Origin of the sequence: Sphingobacterium sp. BIGb0116 (assembly GCF_024808035.1) — a bacterium.
Lineage (GTDB): Bacteria > Bacteroidota > Bacteroidia > Sphingobacteriales > Sphingobacteriaceae > Sphingobacterium > Sphingobacterium paramultivorum.
The window spans coordinates 264,645-291,296 of the sequence record NZ_JANUDT010000001.1 but is presented as its reverse complement, the minus strand read 5'-3'; the positions used below and the strand labels follow the sequence as shown (position 1 = coordinate 291,296).

The window sequence follows — 26,652 nt, the reverse complement described above, 5'->3', positions numbered from 1 at the left end:
TGAAGCTTTTTAAGTGTGAAATGAAATGAAATCGGAGATCAAAAAAAAATTAGATAAGAATTTTTCGGAGCGTAGACTACGAAATAGCAGCATTGATTTATCTGTGCTAAAACACTATAAGAGTTACGCAAAAACTTTTGCCGACATTCATAATGGTATAGCTGTACTGAGTGACCTGACAGCGAACTGGAGTTATACATATTTAGGGACAATTGCGGAGCGACTTCATCTTCCTGCAGATGAAAAGAAACTGGAAATAAACGGTATTTGGGAAGATTTTCTTCTCGAACGTGTTTACCCCGATGATTTGGCCATCAAACATGCTTTGGAGCTTCAATTTCTTGACTTGGTCAAAAAAATGGATCCGGCGGAGCGATTCAATTATCAAGCAAACAGTGTCCTGCGAGTCGAGGGGCGAGAGGGGCAAATCATGCAGCTGTCCCATCAAATTTTTTACTTGGACACCCCGGGGCCGGAATTTCCACAGTTGGCTTTATGCTGTTATACCCTATTACCAGAAACTGAAACGTCAATCAATCTCCGAAATTATATCCTCAATCAGGTAACAGGCGTAGTTCATCACTTGGATGGTTATGGTGCGAAAACGTCAATTAGTACACGAGAGAAAGAAATTTTAAGCTGTATCAAGGAGGGGATGATTAGTAAACGAATTGCCGAAAAACTAGGCCTGAGCATAAATACAGTTAATCGGCATCGGCAAAATATACTCCAAAAGCTTCGTGTACGAAATTCATATGAAGCAGTGAGTGTGTTTAACAAGATGCAGCAGGATATACTGACTTAAGATAACGCCCACCTATGCGACTGTCTTAGGCGGGCGTCGGTATTTTTAGTTTGAATTATTCTCTTTCAGCCATTTGCTTCGACGTTGATCTGCAAGGTGTTTGATCGTAAAATAATCAAATTTGGCCTGAAAGCCATTGCCGTCTGGTGAAGCTGCCATTAGACCGACCATAACAGGGTGATTATCCTGTAGCCAGGCATTTCTCATCATGATATACTCCTTGTCATCAAAGGAATAGAAAAATTCTACAGCATCTAATCGACGTATCGCCTTGATCCAGATGTAGGGGATTTCCTTATCGATCGGAACAATGCTCCAATCACTTGTTTTATGTGTAACGACCGTACTTAAATTGTATTTTCCGTCGACAAATTCGATTCCTGCTTTTATATAGTTTTCATGATCAATGCGCAGCATAATACCTGCTTGATCGAACCGGGTTTGATAGTTCGCCGAGATCTTCGCCTTGACTTCAAACTCTCCCCCGCGTAGCGTATAGAAAAAGGGGGCGTCATCTACTGTAAATCCATAATGAGAGATACGCCAATAATCGCTTTTAGGCGTAACGAACATCGAAAGCGAATTGTCTTTGATGTTCCATTCTGTTGGCTCGTTAAACCAAAGCATCTTATCCAATTTTTGTGCGCTGGCCTGTATCGTAAGCAATGGAAATAATGAAGCTGCTAAAAATGTCTTTATAGTTTTCATGTTTTTGTTTTTGTGATGATATTCATTTTCATCAGCAAAGATATTTAAGCATAGCACAGATTTTCAATACTGATAAATAACCATGATTTCAATAATTCATCCTATTGTAATTTATTTGCAATTTAATTGCATTTAGTTTTTTTGCTACATAGTTGCAATAGTGAAAAATACTATCTTCGCTGAGTTGACTTTTAATCCATTGTAGTACCGAATTGGTATAGCCAACGGGATCCATTTCAATTTTAAACAATATAAGCAACAGCAGTATGGAATTTTGGGAACGTAATTTTATAGAGAAGCAAGAAATGTGGGGGGATGAAGCAGCAAAGTCTACAATTTTTGCATTAGGTTTTTTTTTGGAGCATAACATCAAAAATATACTGATTCCTGGGTTCGGCTACGGTCGCAATGGTCGCCCTTTTTCGGAAAACGGAATAAAAATTACAGGTATTGAGATCTCGAAAACGGCAATAGAGCTCGCCCGGAAATCCTTTGGGGCAGATACGGTTATCCATCATGGTTCGGTTAATGAAATGCCTTTTGATCAGGATATATATGACGGTATATTTTGTTACGGGCTTATTCATCTATTGGATGCTGAAGAACGTAATGCGTTAATCCAGCATTGTTTTGACCAATTAGCTGAAGGAGGTTATATGATTTTTACGACCGTATCAAAGCAAGCAAGCATCTACGGAAAGGGAGAGGCTTTAGGCACTGATCGATTTGCAATGTTTGGTGGAGTACATATGTTCTTTTACGATTTTGATTCCATTCATGCCGAATTCGATCCCTATGGATTAATGGAAATTAGGGAAGTGGAGGAAAATTTTCCATTCTACTTCATCATTTGTCAGAAGAGGATTAATATTTAATAATGTATATATGAAAGATGATAGAAGCTATGAGGTAATTATTGTTGGGGGAAGTTATTCGGGGCTTTCTGCAGCGATGGCATTGGGACGTTCCTTGCGGAATGTGTTGATTATCGATAGTGGGCTACCATGTAATCGACAGACGCCGCACTCCCATAATTTCATCACGCATGATGGTGAAAAGCCGCTCAGTATAGCGAAAAAAGCAAGGGAAGAAGTCCTGAACTACCCGAGTGTCAAGTTCCAGAAAGGGCTTGCTGTGAGCGGCACGAAGACAGCTACAGGGTATGAAATAACCACCGAAAATGGGGACGTCTTTCAGGCTAAAAAGCTCATTTTTGCGACGGGTGTGGAAGATATTATGCCTAGCATACAGGGATTTTCAGCCTGTTGGGGAATTTCGGTTATCCATTGCCCATATTGTCACGGTTATGAATTTCGAAAAGGAAAAACTGCTATTATGGCCAATGGTGAAAGAGCTCTTCACCTTGCAGGTTTGGTTCACAATCTGTCATCTGACTTAACGCTATTGACTTTGGGTAAGGTTAGTTTTGATGTTAAGCAGAAAGCAAAACTGAAGTTACACGGTATTTCGATTATTGAAGAAGAAATAAGTAAAATCCAGCACAAGAATGGATGGGTTCAGCAGGTACAATTAAAAGACGGTCGTGAACTTGCCTTTGATGCTGTTTATGCTGCCATTCCTTTCAGGCAACATTCGCTTATTCCTGCCATGTTAGGTTGCGAATTGACCGATCAGGGACATATAAAAGCAGACAATTTCCAGAAAACAACAGTTGCGGGTGTTTTTGCCTGTGGAGATAATTCTAGTATGATGCGTTCGGTGGCGAATGCTGTTGCGACAGGAAACCTAGCTGGAGCAATGGTTAATAAAGAACTGGTCGACGAGGTTTTTTAGTGGTCGCATTGATCTGTTTTCCGGATGTGATCGCACTTTGTTAATTCATCAGGAAGTTTATATCACAAAAACTTCCTGATGCGTAAATACTACCTTTAAGCGGGACCCTAGTTCGATGCTCGTCTTAAAAGAAATTCAAATGGACCGTTTTTAAATTTTTTTGTCCAAATTTTGCTGAAGTAATAGCTGCCTATAAAATAAGTCGATGATAGGAAGAGAATTATCCCTGGTGATAAGGTTGCTTTCTGGTCGATTACTTGATTAAATACCCCCTTGCTAGCCAAAAAAGAAAATAATAGGATGCCCAATGTTAAATGGGATATATAATGCGTTAATGTCATCTGGCCAGTTTTCGCGAGACAGTTGACAAATGTATTGGGAGTAATAAAGCGACTAATGTACATGAAGGTGCTAATAAGTAGCAGGCTAAAACCTATTGTACTGATTAAAAATGGAAGTACCGGAGGAAGATAATCCGCGTTTAGAAAAGAGTAGGCTGCCATGCCAATGAGGTTTTGAGGGATACATTGTGCAACTTGTACTACCAGGTATAATACCAATCCTATGAGAAACAGTTTTTTTTGAACAATGGCGTTGGTCCAGTCCAGTTTACCCAGGTACATACCGATCATGAAATAAGACATCCACGGAAAAATAGAATTCCAGCCATTATATAAAGAGTTTCTGATAAACCCCTTTAGGCTCCAATTGTCGGTATAAGTTAGTGTATCGAAATTCCATCCAGTTTCATAAGGAATTAAAATGAGCAAAAGGTGAAAAACGATCGTGAAGAAAACTGCCCCATATATGTAGTATTGTTTATCAACGAATAGCAAGGAAGAGGCGATAAACATGTAAAATCCATAAAAGTGAAGGATATCTGCAGGCCACCAAATAGATAATAATAATCCGAGAACAAATAGAAAACCTGCTTTTTTCTGCACAATAGTCTTTAGTTTAACTTGTTCTTGCGGAGAAGCGTAAATAGATTTTTCTGTTCGCAAGGTAAGTCCCATGCCTGATAGGACAACAAATATTGTACTCGAATTGCCGCTAAAGAGAGTGAGAAACTGGCCTAGCCAACTGGTATGTTGTGGATCTCCAAGAACGAGATTAAAATTGACGATATACATCCCAAAGATTGCGTAAGCTCTCAGGATATCAAATCCTATAAATCTGATTTTTTCTGCCATGATAGTTGATTTTCAAAATGTACTGCAAATTTTGAAAGATGTACTGGTTTGGCATTTGACTTAAATCAAATAATTAGATTTTTGTGCGGACCCTGCTTAATGTTTCTAGGGAAATTCCCAGATAAGAAGCAATATAGGTAAGCGGTATATGGCGTATGAAATCTGGCTGTTCCTTAAGGATTAGCTTATACTTTTCCATGGCGCTGAGGGTGTGAAATTCAAACAGACGCCTTTCTAACCACATTGTATAGTATTCTGTCATTAAAAGATCGAGTTGAATGAGTTGAGGATGATTTATTTTGAGATGCTGAAAAGCGTTTTTATCCATGCACGAAACAGTAACGTCTGTAATTGCTTGAATAAACTCCCTGCTAGGCTGATTCGAAACATAACTGCTAAAGGCGACTGCGAGATCATGTTTAAAAAGTAGCTCAGTCGTTACTTCTTTTTTTTCATTCATATAGTATTTCCTCGTAATACCTTCCTCTATCCAAAAGCTAGACTTGCAGACCTCACCTTGATATAAAAGAAATTCGCCCTTTTTGTATTTTTTGGTTTTGGAAATGGCCTGTAATGCTGAGTGTGTTTCCGCATCAAAACCGTCAATTAAAGTATTGATTTTTTTTAGATGCTCATTCATTTTGGCTGATTTGAGTGATCGAAAGTTGCTGACGTTACATTTGTTGAATCCGTTCGGTCCGACCCGCCGTTTCTCTTCCCCACTCAGCAATCGACTCGAGTAGTGGAACAAGTGTTTTTCCGAATTCTGTCAGTTCGTAATCTACTTTCAAAGGAGCTTTGTCGGTATGTACAGTACGTTTTACTAAACCATCAGCCTCAAGTTCCTTTAATTGTAAGCTTAATGTACGCTCTGTAATTAGGGTGCATTCTTTTCTCAGCTCATTATAGCGTTTTTTTTCAATTAAATGAATCAAAATTACTGCCTTCCACTTGCTGCCTATGTATTTCATAGTCAGGCTGGTACTGCATGGATATTGTTTGTTGTCTATCAAATACATCTGTTACTATCAAGTTTGACCGTTATTGCAAATATATAACACTATATTTAAGTTTGCAACTATAAAAAATATAGTTAATTTAATCTTGTATGTTATGGCTTTTTTAGAAACTGCAAAGCAACGTTACACAACGAAAAAGTATAATTCAAAAGCGCTAATTCCGGAGGAGAAAATCGCTGAATTAAAGGAAATAATCCGATTGAGTCCATCTTCCATCAATAGCCAGCCATGGAAGTTTTTCTTTGTTTCTTCTGGGGACATGAAACAAAAACTCGCTGCCGCATCCTATTGGAACGCACAGAAGATAAATGAGGCAAGCCATCTGGTTGTCTTTAGTGCACTTACTGATGTAGATCGCTTTGAAGAGCAAATCGCAAACACGCTTCCAGAGGGATCGATTAATTACTATAAGCAATTTTTGCAGTCGAAAGGGGAGGTCCATGTTCAATCCTGGATGAAGCAACAGGTGTATCTTTCTTTGGGATTTTTCCTTGCAGCCTGTGCTGCAAATCATATTGACGCAACCCCAATGGAAGGAATTGAAAATTCCGTCTACGATGAAATACTGGAACTCGATGGCTATCAGACGCTTTTTGCAGTTGCTATTGGCTATCGACATGTGGAGGATGCAAATCAGCCTGCCATTACAGCAAAATCACGCTTGACAATTGCAGATATAATTGAAGAATTCTAGGTAAAAAAAGATGAAACCACTATCGGTTTCATCTCTTTTACATTAGTTTAAACGTATCTTTTTGCCCTGTTCGGGGAAAATATAATTTACTTTAAGTGGATTATTCTTGAGCAATTCGTTTTTAATGATTTCAGGGTTGTTACCAGTTGGTTTTCGGTGTGTGACCACAATGCTTAGCCCTTCCAAGTTTTTCAGCCCCGTTTTTTCTTTGAGCTTTAGCAGTTCTTCTAGCAATAAATTGGGGGTTAGGTGACCAAAGAGTAAATTTTCCGGTTGATTATTTGGAAAGGAGACTTCAATCAATATACTGTTTAATTGTTTGTTTTTGATCAGTGGGGCAATGTTATTCCAGAGCTTATCTAGCTGATTGGATTTTTCCACCCGATCGGCACCTGTATCACCAAGGTAAAGGAGATAGTGGTTGTCGTAGTGGACGAGGGCAGCACTACTTTTATATGGATTTACATGGCTCAGTTCGTATGCCGTCAAAGATAATGTCGTATTTGGTACTTGCGTTTCCAGCCCCTCTTGTAAACTGTTGTAATGATACTTTCCTAGTATGGGTTTTTGGCCCTGATCCCCAAAATTGATCCAGGTATCCGTGATAAAGTAGTGATTTTGTAGAATTTGAAGGACGGGATCAATAGCGAAAATGTTCTTTTTGCTATCGGCAGGAGAATTAATAATAAGACCCGATAAATGATCGAGATGTCCATGGGAAATGAAATATCCCTTTATTTGGTTATGTAAAATTGTTTCGACCGAACCATTTAGACTTTTCAATGCAATGGCTTTTCTGATGCCTGTATTTATGGTTCCGGCATCGAGGCAAAGGAAGGCCGTGTCTTTTGGAGTTCCTACTAAATAAGCAGAAAGATTGTCTTCTTGTTCGCCACCATATATTCCTAGCGGGACAAGGTCAAAATGCTGTGCCTGACAGGTCATGGTCACAAGAAATGTAAAAATGGAAAGCGCTAGTTTTTTCATGATTATTAAACTAAAAACCCATCCTTTGTTATAGGATGGGTTCAAATTTACACTATTTTTTGTTTATTGGTTGAATCGGTAACGTACACCCAGCTGAATTCTCCAGCGTGAAGTTTCATCCACACTGTTCGAGAAAGTGTTGATTAAAGGAATCTGATTTGTTGCATCTAAATAAGGGAATGAGAATGTTGGTTGTCCCTGCGCATTCAATCCTTTGTAATTTAAGATACCGTTTGCTTTGTTGGCAAATTGGGCAACTCCCCAGCTTTTGTTGATCATATTACCGAAATTAAATACATCAAAAGTAATCTGCAATTGATGTTTCTTTCCGCTGGTATTTAAAAACACATCTTGCGCGATACGAATATCCAGTGTTCCGATCATTTTTCCTACCAATGCGTTACGTTTCGCGTATTGGCCTCTGTGTGCATTCAGGTAATTGTCCTGATTAATGTATCCGTTCAATTGAGACCATAATTGATCAGCTGTCCGGGTGTCTTGCGCATTGTCGCCAACAAGAGCAATTTCAGCTTTACTATTCGGGATATAAATCAAGTCATTGCCCGACAAACCATCATTATTCAGGTCACCGCCATAGGTATAGGAGTAACGAGGCCCATCCTGCAGTTGATAAAATAAGGAGAATGTCGTTCCTAAATGATCCAGGTATTCTTTACGGTAACAGAAGTTGGCAATAAATCTATTTTTAACCAGATAAGTCGAATAAGAAAGATCAGCACTATTTGGATTGCCCGAAACATAACGATCACGCCACATCGACTGTGCAATAGATCCCCCATCGTTCACAGATCTTGAATCTGTATAGGTATAACCGATATTTGCAAAGAAACCACCTTTGAATTCTTTCGATAATGTTCCCGTCAGGGTGTAGCTATAGCCTTTTGATGTATTGGACATCACAATAGCGTCCGAAATGTTAGGATTTTCAGGAGTCGGTTGTGCGGCGCCATAGATACGTGGTGTTGTATAACGCATACGGTTATCGGCACCAGCTAAAGCTTTTCCATCCGTTGTATTTAGATTGACGTTACGGAAATAAACCGAATTGATATCTTTCGAATACATGGCTTCAAAAGTACCAATAACACCGCCCGGTAATTTTTGGTCAACGGCAAGGTTCGTTCTCCAAAGCTGCATAAATTTGAAGTTATTATCCGTTACCGCCAAGTTATAACTCGAGTTGTTGGCTGCAGTTTGGTGGTTCACGTTGCGATAAGCATCCACATCAGGTGTAAACGGTCTATTTGTTGGATTATTGATGGATTCAGAACCAAACATGACACCATTATTGCCGGCCTGATTAGAAATCCATACTAATGGCGGACGACCTGTAAAGATCCCCGATCCACCACGTACCTGTGTTTGATTTGTTCCATTGACATTCCAATTAAATCCAATTCGTGGCGACCAAAGAATTGCACTCTTTGGATATTTTGATACATCGATCTTTTCACCTTGATCAAAATTCAACTTGGTTACATTATCATTTTTCAGTTCATTGGGAGATGATATGTTCGTCAAATCGGCTCTCAATCCAGCAGTCAATTTAAAATGATCATTTACAGCATAGGCATCCTGCGCATATAAACCAAACATACGTGCTGAAATCTCTGCGTAAGGAAATGATCCATCAGGTAAAACAGAATACTGGATTTGGTATTTGGTTGCGTTAGAAACATTATTTTTTGCAGAGTTGTAGAAATCATCTAAACTGGCAAATGTATAGGCACCATAATAGTTCGGTGCAAATCCATTGGTGGTTTTGTAGTTTTCAAAATTGGCACCCAATGTAATCTCATGTTTTCCGGCATAAATATTAAAGTTGTTGGTAGCTTGAAATACCTTCGTCTTTAAACTATTAAATGCTGTAAATGGCTCGTAACCAAATGCTGTCATGCTACTACCGTCGGGGTTCATGATGTCTACCAAAGGAAATGGCTGACCACCTTTGGATTCCCTAAAATCGTTCATGACATTGTAACCTACGGTCAATGAATTTGAATATTTGCTACTGATACGTGTGCGTAATTCTAAATTCACATTGTCCATATTGTTGTGTATACCGTAGCCTGCTGAGCTGAAAGGTAGGCCAAGGTTGGACGGTTGCCGATTATTTTTGGGCGCACCACTATTGGACGGTAGGATGTCGCGATAGGAACGAAAGTAGAAATATTTGGCGCTTAAAGTATTTTTTTGATCGATATTGTAATCTAATTTAACGGAAAATTTGTCACTGCGTGTATCTAAAGGATAATCTTGATATGATCCAGGATTATAGCCGATCGATTTTAGGTAGTTGGCTAGATCATCAAGTTTTTCCGCAGATACGGTTGAAACATTCGGCCCCGTATTTCCTCCACGTGAAGCTATAAAATTTGTTCCTGGGTCTGTTCTTCGCTCAAGCTCACCGCTTGCAAAAAAGAAAAGCTTGTTTTTGATAATTGGTCCCCCCACGGTAAAACCATAGCCTTTTAAGCTGAAGTTGTTGACTGGTGCTCTTAACCCGGCCGAATTGTATTTGTTGACTAAATTCTGATTTCTGAAATAATAATTTAACGAACCTTGTACTTCGTTTGTACCGCTTCTTGTTACAGCATTGATTGCAGCACCGGTAAAACCATTTTGTCTGACGTCATAAGGAGCGATGTTTACTGAAATCTCCTCAAAGGCGTCCATATTGATGGGTTGCGAGTTTGTTTGACTTCCGATAGTTCCCTGTAATCCAAAAGCATTATTAAATAGCGCTCCGTCGATCGTAAAGTTATTTGCAAGGTTGCTTCTTCCCGCAAAAGAAGGATTACCGTATTGCATCGAAAATTGAGGGGTCAGTTTGACAAAATCCGTAAAGCTTCGATTGAGTGTAGGTAGATTTTGAATCGCTGTTCGGGAAATGTTTTGTGCTGCACCTGTTCGGCCGGAGTTGAAGACTTTTCCCTGTCTCGTTCCTACAACGACAGCTTCATCCAACACCTGTGATGCGGACTGCATCTGAATATCCAATGTTGAGCTTTGTCCCAAAGCTAGTTTCTCTATCTGCTTGATATTGGGTGAATGGCCCAGATAAGTTACGGTGATTTGATAAGGGCCACCAATTCTCATATTGGGGAGATTGTAGCGACCGTCATTTCGTGATGAAGTAACGTACTTTGTCCCAGAAGGTAAATGTATGGCTTCGATTGTCGCCCCATTGATTGGCGAATTTCCCTCTCTGACGGTTCCATTCAGAGCAGAGGTGGTTTCATTTTGCGCATAGGTAAGTGATGTACCAATTGTGCTTAGCAAAATGCTGGTAATCAAATGTTTTCTCATTTGTTTCGTAGCTGTTTAAATGACTAGGTGATTTTTAAACCGCGATAAAGGTAGGAGAGTATTATTGATTTTGTGTTAAGTAAATATTATTTAAATATTTCCACAATCGCTGCTATATGAAGCCTTCATTTGGTAATTATATAGGTTATCGTTTGATGGTTGATGATAGGTTATTTCACTGGTTGGTGGCTATTTTTTAATTTTAATTGTGCCATTGCGATAGAGGTTTAAGGCGGCCGTCAGAATACTTTCGATTGTGTCTATCGGAAGATCTTCCTGTGGATCAATAGGCAATGTTTTCATCCGAAGACGCTGACCTGCTTCCAGCTGTACCTGGTCCAAATGTTTACCTTCAACCATCAGTAGGTACGGAAATGTAGTCCGTTTGTCGGTCCAAAGGTAACAGAATGCTTTTTTTCTATAGCAAAAGCAAGGCATACCGTATTTTATGGTCTCACTCACATCCGCATCCTGTTGAAGGATAATATGTCTTAATGCTAAAAGACAGCTTTTATTTGGTTCTTTCTGGTTCAGATAGAAATGTTGGATCTCCTGCATATGAATGATGTGTTGCAAATAAAGATACAAGACTTATCCTTTTTTATATGATATAGTTACAATTTTCTTTTGTTGTTTAGTATATTCAGACCTATTTTATGCGATCGAATTATCTATTTGCTTATGACCATAAATTTTAGAAATATAGACTATTTGAATAGTGGAAATGAAGTGCAAAAAAAAGCCTATCGGTTACTGATGGATTATCAGATTATTAACCGTCTTGAGGATTACAGTCCGATTGTAGTTGGTACAATACCGATTCAGATAGATGTTGATGGGAGTGATATAGACATTATTCTGCGTGTAGATGATTTTGATGCTCTTGAAGAAAAGCTGTCTCTTAATTTTTCGCAGCATGCACATTTTCGGTTACAGCGGGCTGCCGGTCATGTAATCGTGTGCAGTTTCTCTATTGAGGAACAGCTTTTTGAAATTTATGCAACGGATAAAGCAACTGAAATTCAGAATGGATATTTACATATGCTTAAAGAGCATGAAATCATTCAATTGAGGGGGAAAGAATTCGCTGAGCAGGTCAGGCAGCTCAAAAGGAGCGGGGTAAAAACTGAGCCTGCATTTTGTCAGCTATTGGGAATTGAAGGCGATGCATATACAGAACTTCTAAAGTATAATCCAGCAGATAATTCGATAAACTATGAATGATTTTAATCTAAAATAGTATGAATCCCCTAATTGAACAATTTAAAAAATATGGCTATCTCAATGAAGCAATTGAGAAAGCGGTAGAAAATAGAACTCGTTATTTTTTTAAGAAAAAGGGTGAGCATTTTTTGAGGGAAGGGCAGCATTTATCAAGCTATTTTGTTTTGCGTAGAGGACTGATTCGTGCTTATTTCTTTAAAAATGGACGTGAAATGAACAGTTGGTTTGGTGAGGAAAACCAGATTTTTGGATCGATTTTGCCCGTTTATACTGAAAAGCCCTCTTTTGAAAATATTCAGTTTCTGGAAGACTCCGAGATCTATGCAATTTCTGTGGACGATTTGAATGAATTGTATAGGATTTATCCTGAACTAAATCTTATAGGCCGAAAGATTGCTGAGGAGGTTTGTATTATTCTTGAAGAACGGATTATGTCCCTGCATACCGAATCTGCAGTAGAACGATATCAATCTCTCATCCGCCTACAGCCAAATTTGTTAAATAGAATTAATCTTGGCCATATTGCATCATATTTAGGGATTACACAGGAAACGCTCAGCCGGATACGACGGTAAGTACACGATTTTGATATAAGTCAAAAAATGCCCCTTATATAGCGATTATCTTTGCTTTAGAAATTTAAACTATTGAAAATGAATTGGATTGCATTGATTATTGCTGGCATTTTTGAAATTGGCTGGCCGCTCGGATTAAAAATGGCTCAACAGCCAGATTCCAATAAATTTGGTTGGATTCTATTAGCTATTGTCTCCATGAGCATTAGTGGCGGATTATTATTTTATGCTCAAAAAACTATTCCTATAGGTACAGCATATGCTGTATGGACAGGTTTAGGGGCAGTGGGCACATTAATGGTCGGAATCTTTTTTTTCGGAGATTCGGCCAATGTATTTAGACTCCTGTCTGCAACATTGATCGTCGCAGGAATTATTGGCTTAAAGATTTTTTAAAAATACCGGAAATATTATTTATCTCAGTGTACATAAAAAAATAGAATATGCGCTCAATTTTCTTCAATTGGATTGTTAAAAATATATAGAATCTATTTTTTTTAGTCTAAACTCCCTAGAAGAGAGTAGGTTGGGATGATTTTTGCTACGCAATTACATTATGAGGCAAGAACTAGCTGAAAAAATAGAATTGTATAGTAAAAGGTACGGCCTATTTATGCGACCGGAGTATATTAGCTTTGCTCGGGATACAACAAGGCTGTTGCTTCGCAACGAATGTCTCCGTGAAGGTGATATAAAAGCTTATCAAGACTATATTGCCTCACATTATCCCGAAGATCTTCCCTGGGAAATGAAACAATTTCAGGAAGCGACCAAAGCATTGGAGCGCATGAGTAAGGAGACGGCTATTGCATGGGTGAATGCGCATCGAATCAATATTTTTGAATCCGACATTTTTATCGATGATGAAGATTCAATTCTGCGCCCCATTCAATCAAAAGATGAAGACATGTTTCGCTATAATTTTAACGCCTTGGAAGAACTTATCTACAATCACCAAAGACCGGACGACTTATTTCGGCGGAATAGAGATTGTTTTTGGATAGATACAAGAATTGACTGGCGGTAGTTTACTGCTAATTGAAGTGTGGTTTCCCAAGAGCTATCTCGTTCTCCGACGAATACCTCTTGGGACACTTTTTTGTTATTTGGATTCTGCGACAAAAATTTCATTTTCTTGTCCAAGGACCACGGTAGGAAACTTTTTGTTGAAGTCAATCGAAATATCTCCTTTTCCCTTTTCGCCGTCTCCGTTGGAATCCCAATCTAATGTTACGTAGTATTTTATGGGCTCAGCGTCACTGACTTTAGGCTGGATGAGCTTAAGGTGATTTTTAGGTAAATCGAGTTTGAGATCAAAAGGTATTTGGTTCGCTGTAAAACTCTTTTCCAGGATCATTGTAGCTGGTACATCTGCTATCTGGGCCGAAACTGCAGATAGGCGAATCTTGCCCGTTGGATTTTTAACTGCAATAGCATTTGTTGATTGAATTTTTACGGAAAGACCAGTTGTATTCGTATGCATTTTTTTCGTATTTAATGTTGTTGAACAACTGCTTGCAGCGAGTGCGACAGCAAGTAATGATATCGTAAGTTTTAACATAATGATTTTTTATTTGTATTGTTTTAACTGTTATTGAAGCACCAAAATTGGATAATTTACAATTTGAGAGATATCCCGACATTTGCAATCCCGAGGTAGCCGAAACCAAATTCGCCATAGATACCTATTTTATTACCGTAACGAATGGCTATCGGCGTAAATTGATAGGATAGCGCACCGAAGCTCTCTATCTTCTTTTTGTCTATTGTTAAATTTTGCATAGCCCAAACCTCCTTTTCCATATAGTTTAAGTTTAGTTTTATTCAAATAGCTATATTGCATATTCAGAAGTCCCCCAAAAACATTCCATTTTGAATCCCCAAGATCATCTTTGTAAGAAACCGTATTTTTACCATAAAACCCGTCGATGCCCATAGACAGTCTTTTGTTTAAATTATGTGAATACCCGGCAGTAAATGTGCCAGTTCCGCTGGAATGTTCTACTTCTCTTCCGAGTAAACCCATAAATATTCCCTCACCGAGCATTGTACCGATCTCTTGGACCGGAATAAGGCCATACCCCACTCGAATTTCTGATTTTTTTTGCATGTTTTCTTGCCCATATCCTTCCAACGAAATCAGGGAGACTAGGACGATGAATATAATTTTCTTCATTAATATAGTTAAGTCAGGATTTTATGTGACTTACTCTAGGTGACGTTTTTGAAATTTAATTCGCTACAATTTATTTTACATAGTATTTTATTTCTTATTTAATTTATATTTTGATTTTAAATTCTTTTTAACTTACTAAAGGCTTGTGAAGTTTTTGGGGTGTATAAGGCATCTTTTTCAAATCAAGGTGCAGATCCTTTATTAAGGACTGAATGTCTAGCGATGGGAGAGCTTAACTCCTGACGGATTTCATTGGCTAAGGCAGTGGATAAAAGGCGGGGAATGAAAGCGGAACAGGAAGATAATAGGAGGGCTAAAGTGGGAAGATGGGGCTGAGGCTATTGCATAAAAAAAGTCCTTAGCATTTGCTAAGGACTTTTTTATTATAAGGTCTTTATTTTTAGGTTTCTAAATGAAACACCTCTGGACCAATCCTGTAGTGCTAATTTCCCACTAATATGTTTACCAAACTCTGGATAATCTTTGAAATTACTATGTTTTACCAAATCTTTCCATTTAGCGGAATTAAAATCCATTTCAGCAGTGATTTTACCATTCAGGTAGAACGTTACCTTTCCGTCTTTCTGAATAATACTCGATTCATTCCAATCATCCTGTGCTTTAATATTGACAAAGTTTTGCTGCGGTAGAAATGTATAAAGACAGCCGGAACGCTTCAGTGGCTTATCAAAATCAGGATGGGAATCTGCCAACAATTGGTATTCTGGTCCTGAATGATAGGTCGCATTGATATCCGGTCTTTCCTGTACATTGACAAAAACGCCACTATTTCCCTCTTTTTCGAGCTTCCATTCAAACTTAAACTCATAATTTTTATACTCTTTGTCCGATACTAAGTCATATTTTTGGCTTTCACTGTTTGGATTGCAGTAAATAGTCCCATTTTTAACGACCCAGGCTGTAGGAGCATTTTTACTATTATTGTAGGTATGCCAATTGTTAAGCGTGGTACCATCAAATAGAAGTTGCCAGCCGTTACTTTGCTCTTCTTCTGTCAATGTATTCGGACTGCTTTTTTCATTTTGACAGGAGAGTAAAATACAGCCCATAAAGACCGATAAGATGATTTTTTTGAAAAGGTTTAAGTTTATCATTGTTTTTATTTGTATAAGTGTCTCTTTAATAAGTTTTCCCATTTAATATGTATCCCCTAAAATAATTTTTAATATGAACTTTTGGCGATAATTTCATGTTCCTTTGCAAATTTGTTACATAGTACTTCTGCTAATACTCATCCGGAGGTTCACCTATTCTCCTATTCATTTATGAATTTTTAAAACATTCTTTTCCGTCATTTTATAGAATAGACCAGTTCAAACCGCCTATGTTTTTTGGTCACCTCTCAAGTATACATGACAAGTTACACATTATAATGATTTGATCACATTTTCAGCATAGTCATTCTCATTTTGATAAAATAACCTTATCAAAATGATAGGATTATCCAATGCTGTTTTGTGGTTTATTTTTTTATAACACCTGATTAATAGTGTGTTATGTTGTTTTTTGGCATAGTGGAACGCTGTTTGGCTTATTGGGACAAATGAATGTAAATATGAAAACAGGACGGAAAAGAAAAGTATGTGGCAAGAGCCCTCCGAAGGAGACGATCGGCAATGCTGCTGGCATGTAATTGAAGTTAACAAAATGAAATCGCGATTCACTAATAAAATTTAACAATGGCAATAACAATCATACTCGTCATAACTGGAATTTTGTTCTTCTGGTTATTCTATAAAATGGTCGACTTCTTCGGCAAAATATAAAAGAAATAATATGAAAGAGAAGCAAGAAAATAAAGGCAGCAGTTCCGCACATAATTTATCGGGAGACCGTATAGCGAAGATCATAGTAGTGGTATTGATTATTGCAATGATTTTTCAACTCTATATCGGTTAGATTTTGAAGTATAGTTTTACACACAACATGAAAAAATTAAATCAATACGGTGCAGGTTTGTATATGGCGCTCCATTATAAGGAAATCCGATCAGAGATTAATTTCTTATTGCGAAAGCACAATTTTGCAGGAGCCTTACAGGCTGTTATTAATCATCTTCGGAGCTTAATTGTATTGCAAAGTACGGACAAAATTTGCCAGCATATTCATTTCCTCGGAATGATTTATGGACGAGGAAACCATTATGTCAAATACATTCTGGAAAATCTCTTTGTAAGATCTTTAGGAGGTCTTCGGCGCATCAGTTCGGTCAATGCATGGGCGGTAATCGAAGCTCAGCTACCAACACCATTTTTAGAGGTCCTTAAAGGACAACAAATTCATAACCTATTAATATCAAAGTAAATGACAGCTTTATTTATTGTAGCACTACTGGTTTTTGCATATATCTGTTATGTACTTCTAAAGCCAGAAAAATTTTAATAACAAGATTACTCATTCTCTATCGTCGGCGATGAAATCCCGCTTTCAGTCAGTTCTTTTCGTGTTACATAGTGAAAAGAAGAGCTTGAGGTTAGATGACGATCGGTCATGATACACTTTTTATACAAATCAACTAAAGAAATGAATACAGAGATTCTTGGAATCATAGTGATGTTCATCGTAACATTACTACTCGGACTTCCCCTTGGGAAATATATGGCTAAGGTATATGGCAATGAAAAGACCTGGTTAGATCCATTGTTTCAACCATTGGAACGATTTTTTTATCGGGTGACAGGAATTAATCCTAGCCTCCAGATGACCTGGAAACAGCACCTCGTTGCTCTTTTGACAATTAATCTACTGTGGTTCCTGTTGAGCATGGTTATCCTGATGAATATGGGACATTTGCCTTTAAATCCAGATGGGAATCCTGGAATGACTGCTGATTTGGCCTTTAATACCAGTATCTCTTTTTTGGTCAACTGTAATCTCCAGCACTATTCCGGTGAATCAGGAGTGAGCTATCTAGGACAAATTTGGCTCATGTTTCTTCAATTCGTGACGGCAGGCGTGGGAATGGCTGCTGCAGTGGTTATTTTCAAAGCTTTTAGGGATAAGACAACAACACAATTGGGCAATTTTTACGATTTCTTTGTGAAGTCTTGCACCCGGATTTTACTGCCTATCTCCGTCTTGGTTGCTGCCATCTTCGTATTCCAAGGCATGCCGATGACTTTCGAAGGTAAGGACAGCATGATTACTGTCGCTGGAGATACCGTACAGGTAAGCCGAGGACCAGTAGCTGCCTTTGTCCCAATTAAACATCTTGGTACAAATGGAGGTGGTTTTTTCGGAGCAAACAGTGCACATCCATTTGAAAATCCCAATTATTTGACCAATATGGTGGAAATGATTGCCCAGTTTATTATCCCGATGGCGATGATATTTGCATTCGGCTTTTTTATTCGCAAGCGTAAATTTTCATGGATGATGTTTGGTGTGATGACCATTGGGTTTATCATCCTGACAATACCAAATATAAAAATGGAGATGGCTGGAAATCCAGCGATTGCACAGATGGGTATTGACACGTCTATGGGCGCCATGGAGGGAAAGGAAATACGTATTGGTGCAGCGGCATCGGGGTTTTGGAGTATTGTTACAACGATGATTTCGACGGGTTCTGTCAATTCTATGCATGATAGTTACATGCCCTTATCTGGTATGAACGAACTTATAGCGATGATGGTGAATGCTTTTTATGGTGGTGTAGGCGCGGGGATACTCAATTTCTTCATTTTTATTATACTCGCTGTTTTCATTAGTGGCTTGATGGTGGGGCGCACACCAGAGTTTATGGGTAAGAAAGTTGAAGCGCGGGAAATGAAAATCGCTATGATTGTTGCTCTTGCCCATCCTTTTCTAATCCTTGTCGGTACAGCACTTGCTACAGCGTTTCCAGCCCAAGGTGCTTCTACATTGAATAACCCTGGATTCCATGGTTTTAGTGAAATATTGTACGAATATACTTCATCCGCAGCTAACAATGGTAGTGGGTTTGAAGGTCTTGGAGATAATACAATTTGGTGGAACATTTCGACAGGTATCGTATTGTTACTCGGCCGCTTTATACCGATTATAGGCCCAATTGCTATTGCGGGATTATTGGCTGAGAAAAAATTTATACCTGAGGGTGAGGGAACGCTAAAAACAGATACAAGTACATTCGGTTTAATGGTATTCGCTGTAATAGCGATTATTGCAGCACTCTCTTTCTTCCCTGCGTTGGCATTGGGTCCAATTGCGGAATATTTTTCCATGTAGTACTTAAAATTAAAGAATTCTAAAAATGAGCAATCAACAAACATTGTTTCAGAAAGAACTTGTACAACAGGCGTTAAAGCAATCTTTCGTGAAGCTAAATCCTAAAATAATGTTCCGTAATCCAGTGATGTTTACTGTGGAAATCGGGACGCTGATTATGGCCGTCGTTTGTCTTTGGATAATGACTGGGGAAAAATCACAAGGTACACTTGGTTATAATTTTACGGTATTTCTTATTCTATTTTTAACCTTATTGTTTGGAAATTTTGCTGAGGCAATTGCCGAAGCCCGCGGTAAGGCGCAAGCAGATAGTCTTCGGAAAACTCGGGAGGAAACTCCAGCAACTCTGCGTGATGGTCGGGTAGTTTCGTCCGCTCAACTGAAAAAAGATGATGTTTTTGTTTGCCAGGCTGGTGATGTAATTCCATTGGATGGGGAGATTATTGAGGGATTGGCAACCATAGATGAGAGTGCAATTACCGGAGAATCAGCACCGGTGATCCGCGAGTCTGGGGGTGATAAAAGTTCAGTTACCGGTGGTACCAAGGTTTTGTCCGATCGAATTGTCGTGCAGGTAACGACAGAACCAGGGGAGAGCTTTTTGGATAAGATGATCGCATTGGTTGAAGGGGCAAGCCGCCAAAAAACACCTAATGAGATTGCATTAACAATCCTTCTGGCAGGTTTTACACTTGTATTTATTATCGTAACGGTGACCTTAAAACCATTTGCGGATTATGCCAATGTTGGTATCACCATTGCGTCGTTTATTTCACTTTTTGTCTGTCTGATTCCAACAACAATAGGTGGTCTTTTATCGGCAATTGGTATCGCGGGAATGGATCGTGCACTTCGTGCAAATGTTATAACAAAAAGTGGCAAGGCAGTTGAAACGGCAGGAGATATTGATGTCTTGTTGCTTGATAAAACTGGAACTATTACGATCGGAAATCGTAAGGCGACAAATTTTTACCCCGCAGATGGCGTCCTGAAGGAAGTTCTGGTACGTGCGGCCACATTGAGCTCCATGGCGGATGAAACACCGGAAGGGAAATCAATTGTCGAATTGGCTGGTGTCAATCCATCGAGCTATAAGGTCGAAAATCCTGCATTCATTAAGTTTACCGCGGAGACCCGTAGCTCGGGAATAGACTTTGCACAGACACGTATTCGTAAAGGTGCAACAGATGCTATTCGGAATATCATTGTAAAGGCTGGAAATCTGTTTCCTCAGGAAATAGATGAACGCGTAAAGCTTATCTCTCAAAATGGGGGAACCCCATTGGTCGTTGCAGAGAATGAACAGGTTCTCGGTGTCATAGAATTGCAGGATGTGATAAAACCCGGAATTCATGAACGCTTTGAAAGGTTACGAAAAATGGGTATCAAAACTGTTATGGTGACGGGAGATAATCCGTTGACGGCCAAATATATTGCGGAAAAAGCTGGAGTGGATGATTTCATAGCCGAAGCGAAACCTGAAGACAAGATGAACTATATCAAAAAAGAACAGCTTGATGGACGATTGGTCGCCATGATGGGGGATGGTACAAACGATGCTCCGGCACTTGCACAAGCCGATGTTGGTGTAGCGATGAACAGCGGTACACAAGCTGCAAAAGAGGCCGGAAATATGGTCGATCTCGACAATGATCCAACCAAACTGATTGAGGTTGTGGAGATAGGCAAACAATTGTTGATGACCAGAGGTACGCTAACAACGTTTAGTATTGCAAACGATGTCGCCAAATATTTTGCTATCATTCCGGCCTTGTTTATTGCAGCAATACCCGCACTTCAAGGTTTAAACATTATGCAGCTCAGTAGTCCACAAAGTGCCATACTATCAGCTGTCATCTTTAACGCAATTATTATCCCATTACTGATTCCTTTGGCATTGAAAGGAGTCGCATACAAACCTATAGGTGCAAGCGCACTGTTACGGAGAAATCTGCTCGTTTTTGGACTTGGTGGAGTACTCGTTCCATTTATTGGTATCAAGGTCATAGACCTACTGGTTTCCCTATTTATCTAATACATTTTTAATAATAAAAGCAAAGATGAAAACACATATATATCCGGCAATAAAGATTACAATTATCTTATTGCTCCTGCTCTCAGTGGTATATCCAGTCCTCGTATGGGCAATAGCTCAAATAGCACCCAATCATGGAAAAGGGGAAATGCTTGAGTACAATGGGCAAAAGTATTACAGAAATATTGGGCAGGCCTTTACGCGTGATGATTACTTCTCGTCGCGTCCTTCAGCTGTTGGTTATAATGCTGCTGGATCGGGTGGAAGTAACAAAGGACCCTCTAATGGGGAATATCTTTCGGAAGTTAGGGCCCGTATCGATACTTTCTTAGTTCACAATCCTACTGTAAAACGCGAACAGGTACCGGTAGACATTGTTACAGCCAGTGGTAGTGGTTTGGATCCAGATATCTCCATAGAGGCCGCAAAAATACAAATTGATCGTGTTGCGAAAGCGAGAGGTATATCGGTAAATAGCCTACAGTCTCTTGTTGATGCCCACGTTCAGACGCCTTTATGGAATATGTTTGGACCTCGCAAAATCAATGTCCTTGAACTAAATATTGCTTTGGACAAGATGGCTGAAAAATAAAATTGACCTAAAGGGTCATCGATATACATTTTATAAGAACAATTTACATGAAAAAACTAGCGATGTTGGCCTGTTTACTCGCAGGGGCAACACAATTATTTGCACAGCAAGATACTACTCAAAATACCCGATTGTCTATCAGTGGTTACCTTGAAGCATATTACCTCCGGGACTTTAACAATCCACTTGGAAATACACGCCCAGGCTTTGTATATAGTCACAATAGGACGAATGAAGTAAACATAAACTTGGCACTTTTAAAAGCTGCATACGAAACAACAAATACCCGTGCAAATCTTGCTTTAGGTGTCGGTACATATATGAATGCCAACTACGGTGCGGAACCCGGAGTCTTAAAAAATATTTACGAAGCGAACGCCGGTATACGTATCTCAAAAAAACATAATTTATGGATCGATGCTGGCATATTTTCTTCCCATTTGGGCTTTGAAAGCGCTATAGGAAAGGATAATTGGACTTTAACAAGAAGTATTTTTGCGGATAATTCCCCTTATTTTGAAACAGGAGCAAAAATATCCTATACATCCGCATCGGGAAAACTGTTTTTAAGTGGGCTGATTTTAAACGGATGGCAGCGGATTCAACGGGTGGATGGTAGCAGTTTGCCGGCATTTGGGCATCAACTGGTCTATAAACCGACAGATAAATGGACCATCAATAGTGGTTCTTTTATAGGCAGTGATAAAGCGGATAGTGTCAGACAAATGCGTTATTTTCATAATCTATATGCAATTTATCAAATGAACGAAAAGCTGGGAATCACATTCGGATTTGATATTGGCGCGGAACAAAAAGCAAAAGGTAGCTCAAAGTACAATGCATGGTACACCCCCGTGTTAATTGCACGATACGCGACGACCGAAAAATTTAGCTTAACAGCAAGAGGAGAATATTACAACGATAAGCATGGTGTGATCGTTTCTACGACTACAGATCAAGGTTTTCAAACGTTTGGCTATTCTTTAAATGCAGATTATGCCATTCTTCCCAATGTTCTTTGGCGTACGGAACTACGTAATCTCACGAATAAAGATGCTATTTTCCTTGATCGGACAAATAAGTTGGTGAAAAATAGTGTGACGGCTGTAACAGCACTTACCGTTAGTTTTTAAAAACAATCGTTCCTGCCGTGTGTTGGATCGGCAGGAACCTTCTGAAATGAAAGGCAATAAAAATGGAAGAAAGGAAAAGCGCTGAACACTTTTTGGACCTTATCCGGAAATCGAGAAGAGGTCGCTTCAAACTTTATATTGGTATGAGTGCAGGGGTTGGAAAAACATACCGCATGTTACAGGATGCACATACCCTTTTACAGGGAGGAATCGATGTGCGTATTGGCTATATTGAGACACATAATCGGAAGGAAACACATCAATTGCTCGACGGTCTACCCCTTATCGCCCGACGCCATCTTTTTTACAAAGGCAAACAGTTGGAGGAACTGGACCTTTATGCTGTCTTGAATTCACATCCCGAGGTTGTCATTATCGATGAGCTGGCACATACCAATATTGAAGGCAGTAAAAATACCAAAAGGTGGCAGGATGTTATGGAGATTCTTGAAGCGGGGATTAATGTGATCAGCGCTGTTAATATCCAGCATATTGAGAGTTTAAACGAGGAGGTCAAAGCGATTACAGGTGTTGAAGTGCAAGAACGTGTTCCCGACAGTGTTATTGATTCCGCAGATGAAGTCGTTAATATTGATCTTACTGCAGAAGAGCTTATCATTCGCCTAAAAGAGGGCAAGATCTATGACGCGTCAAAAATTCAGGCAGCGCTTCAAAACTTCTTTAAAAGCGAACATATCTTACAATTGCGTGAAATGGCGTTGAAAGAAGTTGCCTCCCAGGTTCAACGCAAAGTAGAGATTGAAGTTCAACCCCAACGATGGGTGCGAAAGGAGCGTTTCCTGGCTTGTATAAGTTCTAATGAAATAAAAGCAAAAAACGTCATCCGAAAAACAGCACGCTTAGCAGGATATTACAATAGCAGTTGGTTTTTGCTCTATGTACAGTTGCCAAAAGAGCGCGGAGATCGGATAGCTTTAAATAAACAACGGCACCTGATCAATAACTTTAAACTGGCGACAGAACTTGGTGGAGAAATTATCAAAGTAGAAAGTCATAGTGTGGCAAAAGAGATCATCGCTTTGTGCGAGCTCCGCAAGATCACCACAGTTTGCATTGGAAAACCACGATTATCTCTTTTAAGGATGTTACTTGCTAAGGATACATTTAGCAAACTGCTGGCACAACTGTCGACGGAAGACATCGATCTGATTATATTGTCTTAATGATAAAGACAAATTGTGAATAAGATGAAAATAAAAACGAAACTTACCTTTGGTGTAGGATCACTTTTTCTCATGATCTTTCTACTTGCCGCGCTAAGTGGTTGGTATGTAAACCGATTAAAAAAGGATACCGCAAATATACTGACAGCGAACTACAATACGCTGCTGTACGCCAAGAATATGTTATTGGCATTAGAGGAAATTCCTGTTGCAAAAGCTGCTTTTAACAACTTCCAGATCAATCTTGACAAACAACGGAAAAATGTTACCGAAGTCGGAGAGCAGCAAACAACAAACGCAATTGCCAAACATTTTTTAAAACTGAAAGATAAGCCCTTAGATGTTACTATTGTCTCGTCTATCAGAAAGGATATTGCCTTGTTAATGGAACAAAATATGACGGCAATTTCTCGGAAGAGTATTATTGCGGATCGCACCGCCGAACATGCAATTTTGGTCATTTCATTTGCCGGGGCACTCTGTTTTATCATTGCTTTTATATTACTGGTCAATTTGCCGTCCAATATAGCTAACCCCATTGCGAAATTGACAGCGAGTATTCGACAAATTGCAGGACAGAACTACAAAGAGCGTATTCAGGTACAGAGCGGAGGTGAGTTTGCGGAACTCGTCGCTTCATTTAATTCCATGGCAGAGAAACTTGAAGAATATGCTGAAAGTAAACTTGAAAAAATTTTAAAGGAAAAAAGACGAATAGAGTCTCTTGTTGATCATATGCATGATCCGGTGATAGGCTTCGACGAAGAGCGACGTGTCATTTTTGTCAACGAGGAAGCACTTCGCATCACAAATCTACATAAAGATCAACTTCTCGGAAGATCTGCTTTAGCGGTTTCAGATGAAAATGATCTTGCTAAGGATATTTTTAAAGATCTTTTTCTTCCTGTAGAAAAACGTAAAAAAAATGCGGTTAAAATTTATGCAGACGATAGAGAAAGCTATTTTGAAAAAGATGTTATCGATATCAATGTTTTGCCTACGGGTGAACTTGAATCAAAGTTTATCGGGCAGGTGGTTATCCTAAAGAATATTACGCCATTTAAGGAACTTGATCTTGCAAAAACAAATTTCATCGGTACCGTTTCGCACGAGTTCAAAACACCTATTGCGGCGATTCAGATGGGGGTTCAATTGTTGGAAAACGAACAAATAGGATATCTAAATACCGAGCAGCTTACATTGTTAAACGGAATAAAAGATGATTCTAACCGCCTGCTTCAAATAACCGGTGAACTGTTAAATATGACGCAGGTTGAAAGTGGTTCCATTCAAATTAACTTACATACGACGGAAATACAGCCAATTATTGAATATGCCATCATGGCAAATCAATTTGCTGCGAATCAAAAAAATATCCACTTTGTTATCGAGGTAGACCCCAATGTGAAAGCTATATTTGCTGACAATGAGAAAACTGCCTGGGTTCTTACAAATTTTCTTTCCAATGCGATACGTTACTCCCATGAAGATTCGGTTATTCGCATAGTAGTGGAAAACAGCGAACTTAAAACAAAATTTATCGTTACCGACAGTGGGCAAGGGATCGAGCCGAAATATCTGGATAAAATATTTGCGCGTTACTTCCGTGTGCCAGGGTCCAAAAAAGGTGGAACAGGACTTGGTTTAAGTATTAGTAAAGAGTTTATAGAGGCGCAAGGTGGCGAAATTGGTGTTGAAAGTGATTATGGCGCAGGAAGTTCTTTCTATTTTTCATTGCGTACCGCAATTTCCGATAATTAATACCATATTAAACGATTCGTATCTGTTCATACAGCACATCATGACAATAGAACAAGGACGGATGGGAGGAGAACAATTTTTGAGATTATAAGTGGCGCCGGCAAGCCACTTATAATCTCAAAAATCGATTAATGGTTGACTAAAGCCATAGCGCCTTCGCTGTATCGTGCTCCGATATTGGGGTATTTGTGGAGTATTTCATCTATTTTTTTTAAATCATCATGCGATAATTGTACATCAAGGGCACCAACATTTTCCTCCAGGTATTTTCTTTTTTTAGTTCCTGGAATAGGAATGATGTCATTTCCCTGTGCCAGCACCCAGGCTAAAGCGAGTTGTATTGGACTACAGTTTTTATCTTTTGCCAGTAGGGAGAAGTCGGTGACTAATTGTGCATTGTTCAATGCATGTTCACCTTGATTTCGAGGTAAGGTTCTTCTAAAGTCGTCCGAAGCAAGATCTTCTAAATTTAAAGAATTGGAAAATAATCCACGCGCTAGAGGCGCATAAGGAATTAAACTTATCCCCAATTGCCGTACGGTCTGTAAGATTTCTTTTTCTACATCACGTGTAAGGAGCGAATATTCGCTCTGTAAAGCAGCTATAGGGTGTACGGCATTAGCTTTAATGATTGATGCGGGAGATGCTTCGCTTAAACCCAAATACCTCACTTTTCCTTCTTTAACCAATTCTGCCATAGCGCCTACGGTCTCTTCGATAGGAATACTGGGATCTACGCGGTGCGCATAATAAAGATCTATAGTATCGATTCTAAGGCGTTTTAAACTTTTTTCTACCGCTAATTTTATCCATTCGGGCGAGCCATCGAAATAGGTGTTTGCCGTACCACTTGGACCTGCTATTTCATCTTTAAAGCGAAACCCAAATTTTGTTGCAATAAAAACTTTGTCACGGTTGGGAACAAGCACTTTTGAAATAAGTTCCTCATTGGCACCGTTGCCGTACATATCCGCGGTATCCCAAAAATTAATGCCGAGGTCCAATGCTCTTTCCAATGTCGCAATACTCTCTTTTTCGTCAGTAGGTCCGTATGCAAAGCTCATTCCCATACAGCCTAATCCAATCGCAGAGAGTTTTTCATTTGTTGTTCCAAGATTTCTATATTTCATAATGATTACATTTTGTTCAATACAAAAGTACATATGGAACAAACGAAGCGAGTTAAGACAATCAAACAGATTGTTATACAAT

The 26,652-nt window shown here is 39.1% G+C and carries 28 protein-coding genes; 17 read left to right on the top strand and 11 right to left on the bottom strand.

Annotated features, from left to right (window positions below; genetic code table 11):
- Positions 1-25: 25 nt before the first annotated feature.
- Positions 26-805 (top strand): helix-turn-helix transcriptional regulator, encoded by a 780-nt coding sequence (locus tag M2419_RS01400; RefSeq protein ID WP_153848376.1) that lies wholly within the window; start codon positions 26-28, stop codon positions 803-805.
- 45 nt (positions 806-850) lie between these two features.
- On the opposite strand, the gene M2419_RS01395 is transcribed toward M2419_RS01400, so the two are convergent.
- A complete protein-coding gene (locus M2419_RS01395) occupies positions 851-1,513 on the bottom strand; it encodes a DUF1349 domain-containing protein (protein WP_075993244.1) in 663 nt (220 codons plus the stop codon).
- Positions 1,514-1,779: 266 nt separating this feature from the next.
- Between M2419_RS01395 and M2419_RS01390 the strand changes: the two genes are divergently transcribed.
- Both M2419_RS01390 and M2419_RS01385 read left to right on the top strand, forming a co-directional pair.
- Positions 1,780-2,388 carry a bifunctional 2-polyprenyl-6-hydroxyphenol methylase/3-demethylubiquinol 3-O-methyltransferase UbiG gene (locus M2419_RS01390; RefSeq protein WP_153848377.1) on the top strand — a complete coding sequence of 203 codons (609 nt, stop codon included), beginning with the start codon at positions 1,780-1,782 and terminating at the stop codon, positions 2,386-2,388.
- A gap of 10 nt (positions 2,389-2,398) precedes the next feature.
- Positions 2,399-3,307, top strand: a complete 909-nt coding sequence (locus tag M2419_RS01385; RefSeq protein WP_153848378.1) for an NAD(P)/FAD-dependent oxidoreductase — start codon at positions 2,399-2,401, stop codon at positions 3,305-3,307.
- A 107-nt stretch (positions 3,308-3,414) separates the two neighbouring features.
- Here the strand turns inward: M2419_RS01385 and M2419_RS01380 are convergent, their stop codons facing one another.
- The 3 genes from M2419_RS01380 to M2419_RS01370 form a co-directional block, all read right to left on the bottom strand.
- Positions 3,415-4,500 (bottom strand): DUF418 domain-containing protein, encoded by a 1,086-nt coding sequence (locus tag M2419_RS01380; RefSeq protein ID WP_153848379.1) that lies wholly within the window; start codon positions 4,498-4,500, stop codon positions 3,415-3,417.
- Between the two features lie 73 nt (positions 4,501-4,573).
- Positions 4,574-5,140 carry a Crp/Fnr family transcriptional regulator gene (locus tag M2419_RS01375; RefSeq protein WP_153848380.1) on the bottom strand — a complete coding sequence of 189 codons (567 nt, stop codon included), beginning with the start codon at positions 5,138-5,140 and terminating at the stop codon, positions 4,574-4,576.
- A gap of 34 nt (positions 5,141-5,174) precedes the next feature.
- Positions 5,175-5,471 carry a helix-turn-helix domain-containing protein gene (locus M2419_RS01370; protein WP_259254091.1) on the bottom strand — a complete coding sequence of 99 codons (297 nt, stop codon included), beginning with the start codon at positions 5,469-5,471 and terminating at the stop codon, positions 5,175-5,177.
- 142 nt (positions 5,472-5,613) lie between these two features.
- Here M2419_RS01370 and M2419_RS01365 point away from each other — a divergent pair, with 142 nt between their 5' ends.
- Positions 5,614-6,213 carry a nitroreductase family protein gene (locus M2419_RS01365; RefSeq protein WP_153848381.1) on the top strand — a complete coding sequence of 200 codons (600 nt, stop codon included), beginning with the start codon at positions 5,614-5,616 and terminating at the stop codon, positions 6,211-6,213.
- A gap of 42 nt (positions 6,214-6,255) precedes the next feature.
- On the opposite strand, the gene M2419_RS01360 is transcribed toward M2419_RS01365, so the two are convergent.
- The 3 genes from M2419_RS01360 to M2419_RS01350 all read right to left on the bottom strand — a co-directional run bounded on the left by M2419_RS01360 (position 6,256) and on the right by M2419_RS01350 (position 11,088).
- A complete protein-coding gene (locus M2419_RS01360) occupies positions 6,256-7,200 on the bottom strand; it encodes an MBL fold metallo-hydrolase (protein ID WP_153848382.1) in 945 nt (314 codons plus the stop codon).
- A 63-nt stretch (positions 7,201-7,263) separates the two neighbouring features.
- Entirely contained in the window at positions 7,264-10,530 is a 3,267-nt protein-coding gene (locus M2419_RS01355) for a TonB-dependent receptor domain-containing protein (RefSeq protein WP_259254090.1), read from the bottom strand.
- A 189-nt stretch (positions 10,531-10,719) separates the two neighbouring features.
- Positions 10,720-11,088 (bottom strand): DUF1801 domain-containing protein, encoded by a 369-nt coding sequence (locus tag M2419_RS01350; protein ID WP_120332728.1) that lies wholly within the window; start codon positions 11,086-11,088, stop codon positions 10,720-10,722.
- Positions 11,089-11,211: 123 nt separating this feature from the next.
- Here M2419_RS01350 and M2419_RS01345 point away from each other — a divergent pair, with 123 nt between their 5' ends.
- The 4 genes from M2419_RS01345 (at position 11,212) to M2419_RS01330 (ending at position 13,356) form a co-directional block, all read left to right on the top strand.
- Positions 11,212-11,754: a DUF4269 domain-containing protein gene (locus tag M2419_RS01345; protein WP_153848384.1), complete on the top strand. Its 543-nt coding sequence runs from the start codon at positions 11,212-11,214 to the stop codon at positions 11,752-11,754.
- Positions 11,755-11,771: 17 nt separating this feature from the next.
- On the top strand, positions 11,772-12,329 hold the full coding sequence (locus M2419_RS01340; protein WP_120332730.1) for a Crp/Fnr family transcriptional regulator: 558 nt from the start codon (positions 11,772-11,774) through the stop codon (positions 12,327-12,329).
- A gap of 78 nt (positions 12,330-12,407) precedes the next feature.
- Positions 12,408-12,725: a multidrug efflux SMR transporter gene (locus M2419_RS01335; RefSeq protein WP_153848385.1), complete on the top strand. Its 318-nt coding sequence runs from the start codon at positions 12,408-12,410 to the stop codon at positions 12,723-12,725.
- A gap of 160 nt (positions 12,726-12,885) precedes the next feature.
- Complete coding sequence (locus tag M2419_RS01330) at positions 12,886-13,356, top strand: hypothetical protein (protein ID WP_075993232.1); 471 nt, start codon at positions 12,886-12,888, stop codon at positions 13,354-13,356.
- 75 nt (positions 13,357-13,431) lie between these two features.
- Here M2419_RS01330 and M2419_RS01325 read toward each other — a convergent pair whose 3' ends face one another.
- The 3 genes from M2419_RS01325 to M2419_RS01315 all read right to left on the bottom strand — a co-directional run bounded on the left by M2419_RS01325 (position 13,432) and on the right by M2419_RS01315 (position 15,620).
- On the bottom strand, positions 13,432-13,890 hold the full coding sequence (locus M2419_RS01325; RefSeq protein ID WP_153848386.1) for a hypothetical protein: 459 nt from the start codon (positions 13,888-13,890) through the stop codon (positions 13,432-13,434).
- Positions 13,891-14,022: 132 nt separating this feature from the next.
- The gene (locus M2419_RS01320; protein WP_153848387.1) at positions 14,023-14,505 is read right to left on the bottom strand and encodes an outer membrane beta-barrel protein; all 483 of its coding nucleotides are present in this window, start codon (positions 14,503-14,505) and stop codon (positions 14,023-14,025) included.
- Between the two features lie 383 nt (positions 14,506-14,888).
- On the bottom strand, positions 14,889-15,620 hold the full coding sequence (locus M2419_RS01315) for a DUF1080 domain-containing protein (protein ID WP_075994866.1): 732 nt from the start codon (positions 15,618-15,620) through the stop codon (positions 14,889-14,891).
- A 682-nt stretch (positions 15,621-16,302) separates the two neighbouring features.
- Between M2419_RS01315 and M2419_RS01310 the strand changes: the two genes are divergently transcribed.
- The 9 genes from M2419_RS01310 (at position 16,303) to M2419_RS01275 (ending at position 25,440) form a co-directional block, all read left to right on the top strand.
- The gene (locus tag M2419_RS01310) at positions 16,303-16,425 is read left to right on the top strand and encodes a hypothetical protein (RefSeq protein WP_259254088.1); all 123 of its coding nucleotides are present in this window, start codon (positions 16,303-16,305) and stop codon (positions 16,423-16,425) included.
- A 27-nt stretch (positions 16,426-16,452) separates the two neighbouring features.
- Positions 16,453-16,830, top strand: coding sequence for a hypothetical protein (locus M2419_RS01305; protein WP_153846693.1), 378 nt, complete (start codon positions 16,453-16,455; stop codon positions 16,828-16,830).
- On the top strand, positions 16,831-16,908 hold the full coding sequence (locus tag M2419_RS27440) for a potassium-transporting ATPase subunit F (protein ID WP_075994865.1): 78 nt from the start codon (positions 16,831-16,833) through the stop codon (positions 16,906-16,908).
- A gap of 141 nt (positions 16,909-17,049) precedes the next feature.
- Positions 17,050-18,735: a potassium-transporting ATPase subunit KdpA gene (kdpA, locus tag M2419_RS01300; protein ID WP_182331318.1), complete on the top strand. Its 1,686-nt coding sequence runs from the start codon at positions 17,050-17,052 to the stop codon at positions 18,733-18,735.
- Between the two features lie 25 nt (positions 18,736-18,760).
- Positions 18,761-20,770 carry a potassium-transporting ATPase subunit KdpB gene (kdpB, locus tag M2419_RS01295; protein ID WP_153846695.1) on the top strand — a complete coding sequence of 670 codons (2,010 nt, stop codon included), beginning with the start codon at positions 18,761-18,763 and terminating at the stop codon, positions 20,768-20,770.
- 25 nt (positions 20,771-20,795) lie between these two features.
- Complete coding sequence (locus M2419_RS01290) at positions 20,796-21,362, top strand: K(+)-transporting ATPase subunit C (RefSeq protein ID WP_159730916.1); 567 nt, start codon at positions 20,796-20,798, stop codon at positions 21,360-21,362.
- 47 nt (positions 21,363-21,409) lie between these two features.
- Positions 21,410-22,495: a porin gene (locus M2419_RS01285; RefSeq protein ID WP_159730914.1), complete on the top strand. Its 1,086-nt coding sequence runs from the start codon at positions 21,410-21,412 to the stop codon at positions 22,493-22,495.
- Positions 22,496-22,557: 62 nt separating this feature from the next.
- Complete coding sequence (locus M2419_RS01280; RefSeq protein ID WP_075993224.1) at positions 22,558-23,679, top strand: histidine kinase; 1,122 nt, start codon at positions 22,558-22,560, stop codon at positions 23,677-23,679.
- 24 nt (positions 23,680-23,703) lie between these two features.
- Complete coding sequence (locus M2419_RS01275) at positions 23,704-25,440, top strand: ATP-binding protein (protein ID WP_159730912.1); 1,737 nt, start codon at positions 23,704-23,706, stop codon at positions 25,438-25,440.
- Positions 25,441-25,568: 128 nt separating this feature from the next.
- On the opposite strand, the gene M2419_RS01270 is transcribed toward M2419_RS01275, so the two are convergent.
- Positions 25,569-26,570, bottom strand: a complete 1,002-nt coding sequence (locus M2419_RS01270; RefSeq protein WP_153846700.1) for an aldo/keto reductase — start codon at positions 26,568-26,570, stop codon at positions 25,569-25,571.
- Positions 26,571-26,652: the final 82 nt, after the last annotated feature.

Excerpts from the sequence above, each read along its gene's own strand:
- kdpB (WP_153846695.1), top strand. The coding sequence starts at position 18,761 with ATGAGCAATCAACAAACATTGTTTCAGAAAGAACTTGTACAACAGGCG.
- M2419_RS01305 (WP_153846693.1), top strand. The coding sequence starts at position 16,453 with ATGAAAAAATTAAATCAATACGGTGCAGGTTTGTATATGGCGCTCCAT.
- M2419_RS01400 (WP_153848376.1), top strand. The coding sequence starts at position 26 with ATGAAATCGGAGATCAAAAAAAAATTAGATAAGAATTTTTCGGAGCGT.
- M2419_RS01350 (WP_120332728.1), bottom strand. The coding sequence starts at position 11,088 with ATGCAGGAGATCCAACATTTCTATCTGAACCAGAAAGAACCAAATAAA.
- M2419_RS01385 (WP_153848378.1), top strand. The coding sequence starts at position 2,399 with ATGAAAGATGATAGAAGCTATGAGGTAATTATTGTTGGGGGAAGTTAT.
- M2419_RS01330 (WP_075993232.1), top strand. The coding sequence starts at position 12,886 with ATGAGGCAAGAACTAGCTGAAAAAATAGAATTGTATAGTAAAAGGTAC.
- M2419_RS01285 (WP_159730914.1), top strand. The coding sequence starts at position 21,410 with ATGAAAAAACTAGCGATGTTGGCCTGTTTACTCGCAGGGGCAACACAA.
- M2419_RS01340 (WP_120332730.1), top strand. The coding sequence starts at position 11,772 with ATGAATCCCCTAATTGAACAATTTAAAAAATATGGCTATCTCAATGAA.
- M2419_RS01345 (WP_153848384.1), top strand. The coding sequence starts at position 11,212 with ATGACCATAAATTTTAGAAATATAGACTATTTGAATAGTGGAAATGAA.
- M2419_RS01310 (WP_259254088.1), top strand. The coding sequence starts at position 16,303 with ATGAAAGAGAAGCAAGAAAATAAAGGCAGCAGTTCCGCACATAATTTA.
- M2419_RS01270 (WP_153846700.1), bottom strand. The coding sequence starts at position 26,570 with ATGAAATATAGAAATCTTGGAACAACAAATGAAAAACTCTCTGCGATT.
- M2419_RS27440 (WP_075994865.1), top strand. The coding sequence starts at position 16,831 with ATGACAGCTTTATTTATTGTAGCACTACTGGTTTTTGCATATATCTGT.
- M2419_RS01275 (WP_159730912.1), top strand. The coding sequence starts at position 23,704 with ATGAAAATAAAAACGAAACTTACCTTTGGTGTAGGATCACTTTTTCTC.
- M2419_RS01280 (WP_075993224.1), top strand. The coding sequence starts at position 22,558 with ATGGAAGAAAGGAAAAGCGCTGAACACTTTTTGGACCTTATCCGGAAA.
- M2419_RS01320 (WP_153848387.1), bottom strand. The coding sequence starts at position 14,505 with ATGAAGAAAATTATATTCATCGTCCTAGTCTCCCTGATTTCGTTGGAA.
- M2419_RS01355 (WP_259254090.1), bottom strand. The coding sequence starts at position 10,530 with ATGAGAAAACATTTGATTACCAGCATTTTGCTAAGCACAATTGGTACA.
- M2419_RS01370 (WP_259254091.1), bottom strand. The coding sequence starts at position 5,471 with ATGAAATACATAGGCAGCAAGTGGAAGGCAGTAATTTTGATTCATTTA.
- M2419_RS01365 (WP_153848381.1), top strand. The coding sequence starts at position 5,614 with ATGGCTTTTTTAGAAACTGCAAAGCAACGTTACACAACGAAAAAGTAT.
- M2419_RS01315 (WP_075994866.1), bottom strand. The coding sequence starts at position 15,620 with ATGATAAACTTAAACCTTTTCAAAAAAATCATCTTATCGGTCTTTATG.
- M2419_RS01290 (WP_159730916.1), top strand. The coding sequence starts at position 20,796 with ATGAAAACACATATATATCCGGCAATAAAGATTACAATTATCTTATTG.
- M2419_RS01390 (WP_153848377.1), top strand. The coding sequence starts at position 1,780 with ATGGAATTTTGGGAACGTAATTTTATAGAGAAGCAAGAAATGTGGGGG.
- M2419_RS01335 (WP_153848385.1), top strand. The coding sequence starts at position 12,408 with ATGAATTGGATTGCATTGATTATTGCTGGCATTTTTGAAATTGGCTGG.
- M2419_RS01395 (WP_075993244.1), bottom strand. The coding sequence starts at position 1,513 with ATGAAAACTATAAAGACATTTTTAGCAGCTTCATTATTTCCATTGCTT.
- M2419_RS01375 (WP_153848380.1), bottom strand. The coding sequence starts at position 5,140 with ATGAATGAGCATCTAAAAAAAATCAATACTTTAATTGACGGTTTTGAT.
- M2419_RS01380 (WP_153848379.1), bottom strand. The coding sequence starts at position 4,500 with ATGGCAGAAAAAATCAGATTTATAGGATTTGATATCCTGAGAGCTTAC.
- kdpA (WP_182331318.1), top strand. The coding sequence starts at position 17,050 with ATGAATACAGAGATTCTTGGAATCATAGTGATGTTCATCGTAACATTA.
- M2419_RS01360 (WP_153848382.1), bottom strand. The coding sequence starts at position 7,200 with ATGAAAAAACTAGCGCTTTCCATTTTTACATTTCTTGTGACCATGACC.
- M2419_RS01325 (WP_153848386.1), bottom strand. The coding sequence starts at position 13,890 with ATGTTAAAACTTACGATATCATTACTTGCTGTCGCACTCGCTGCAAGC.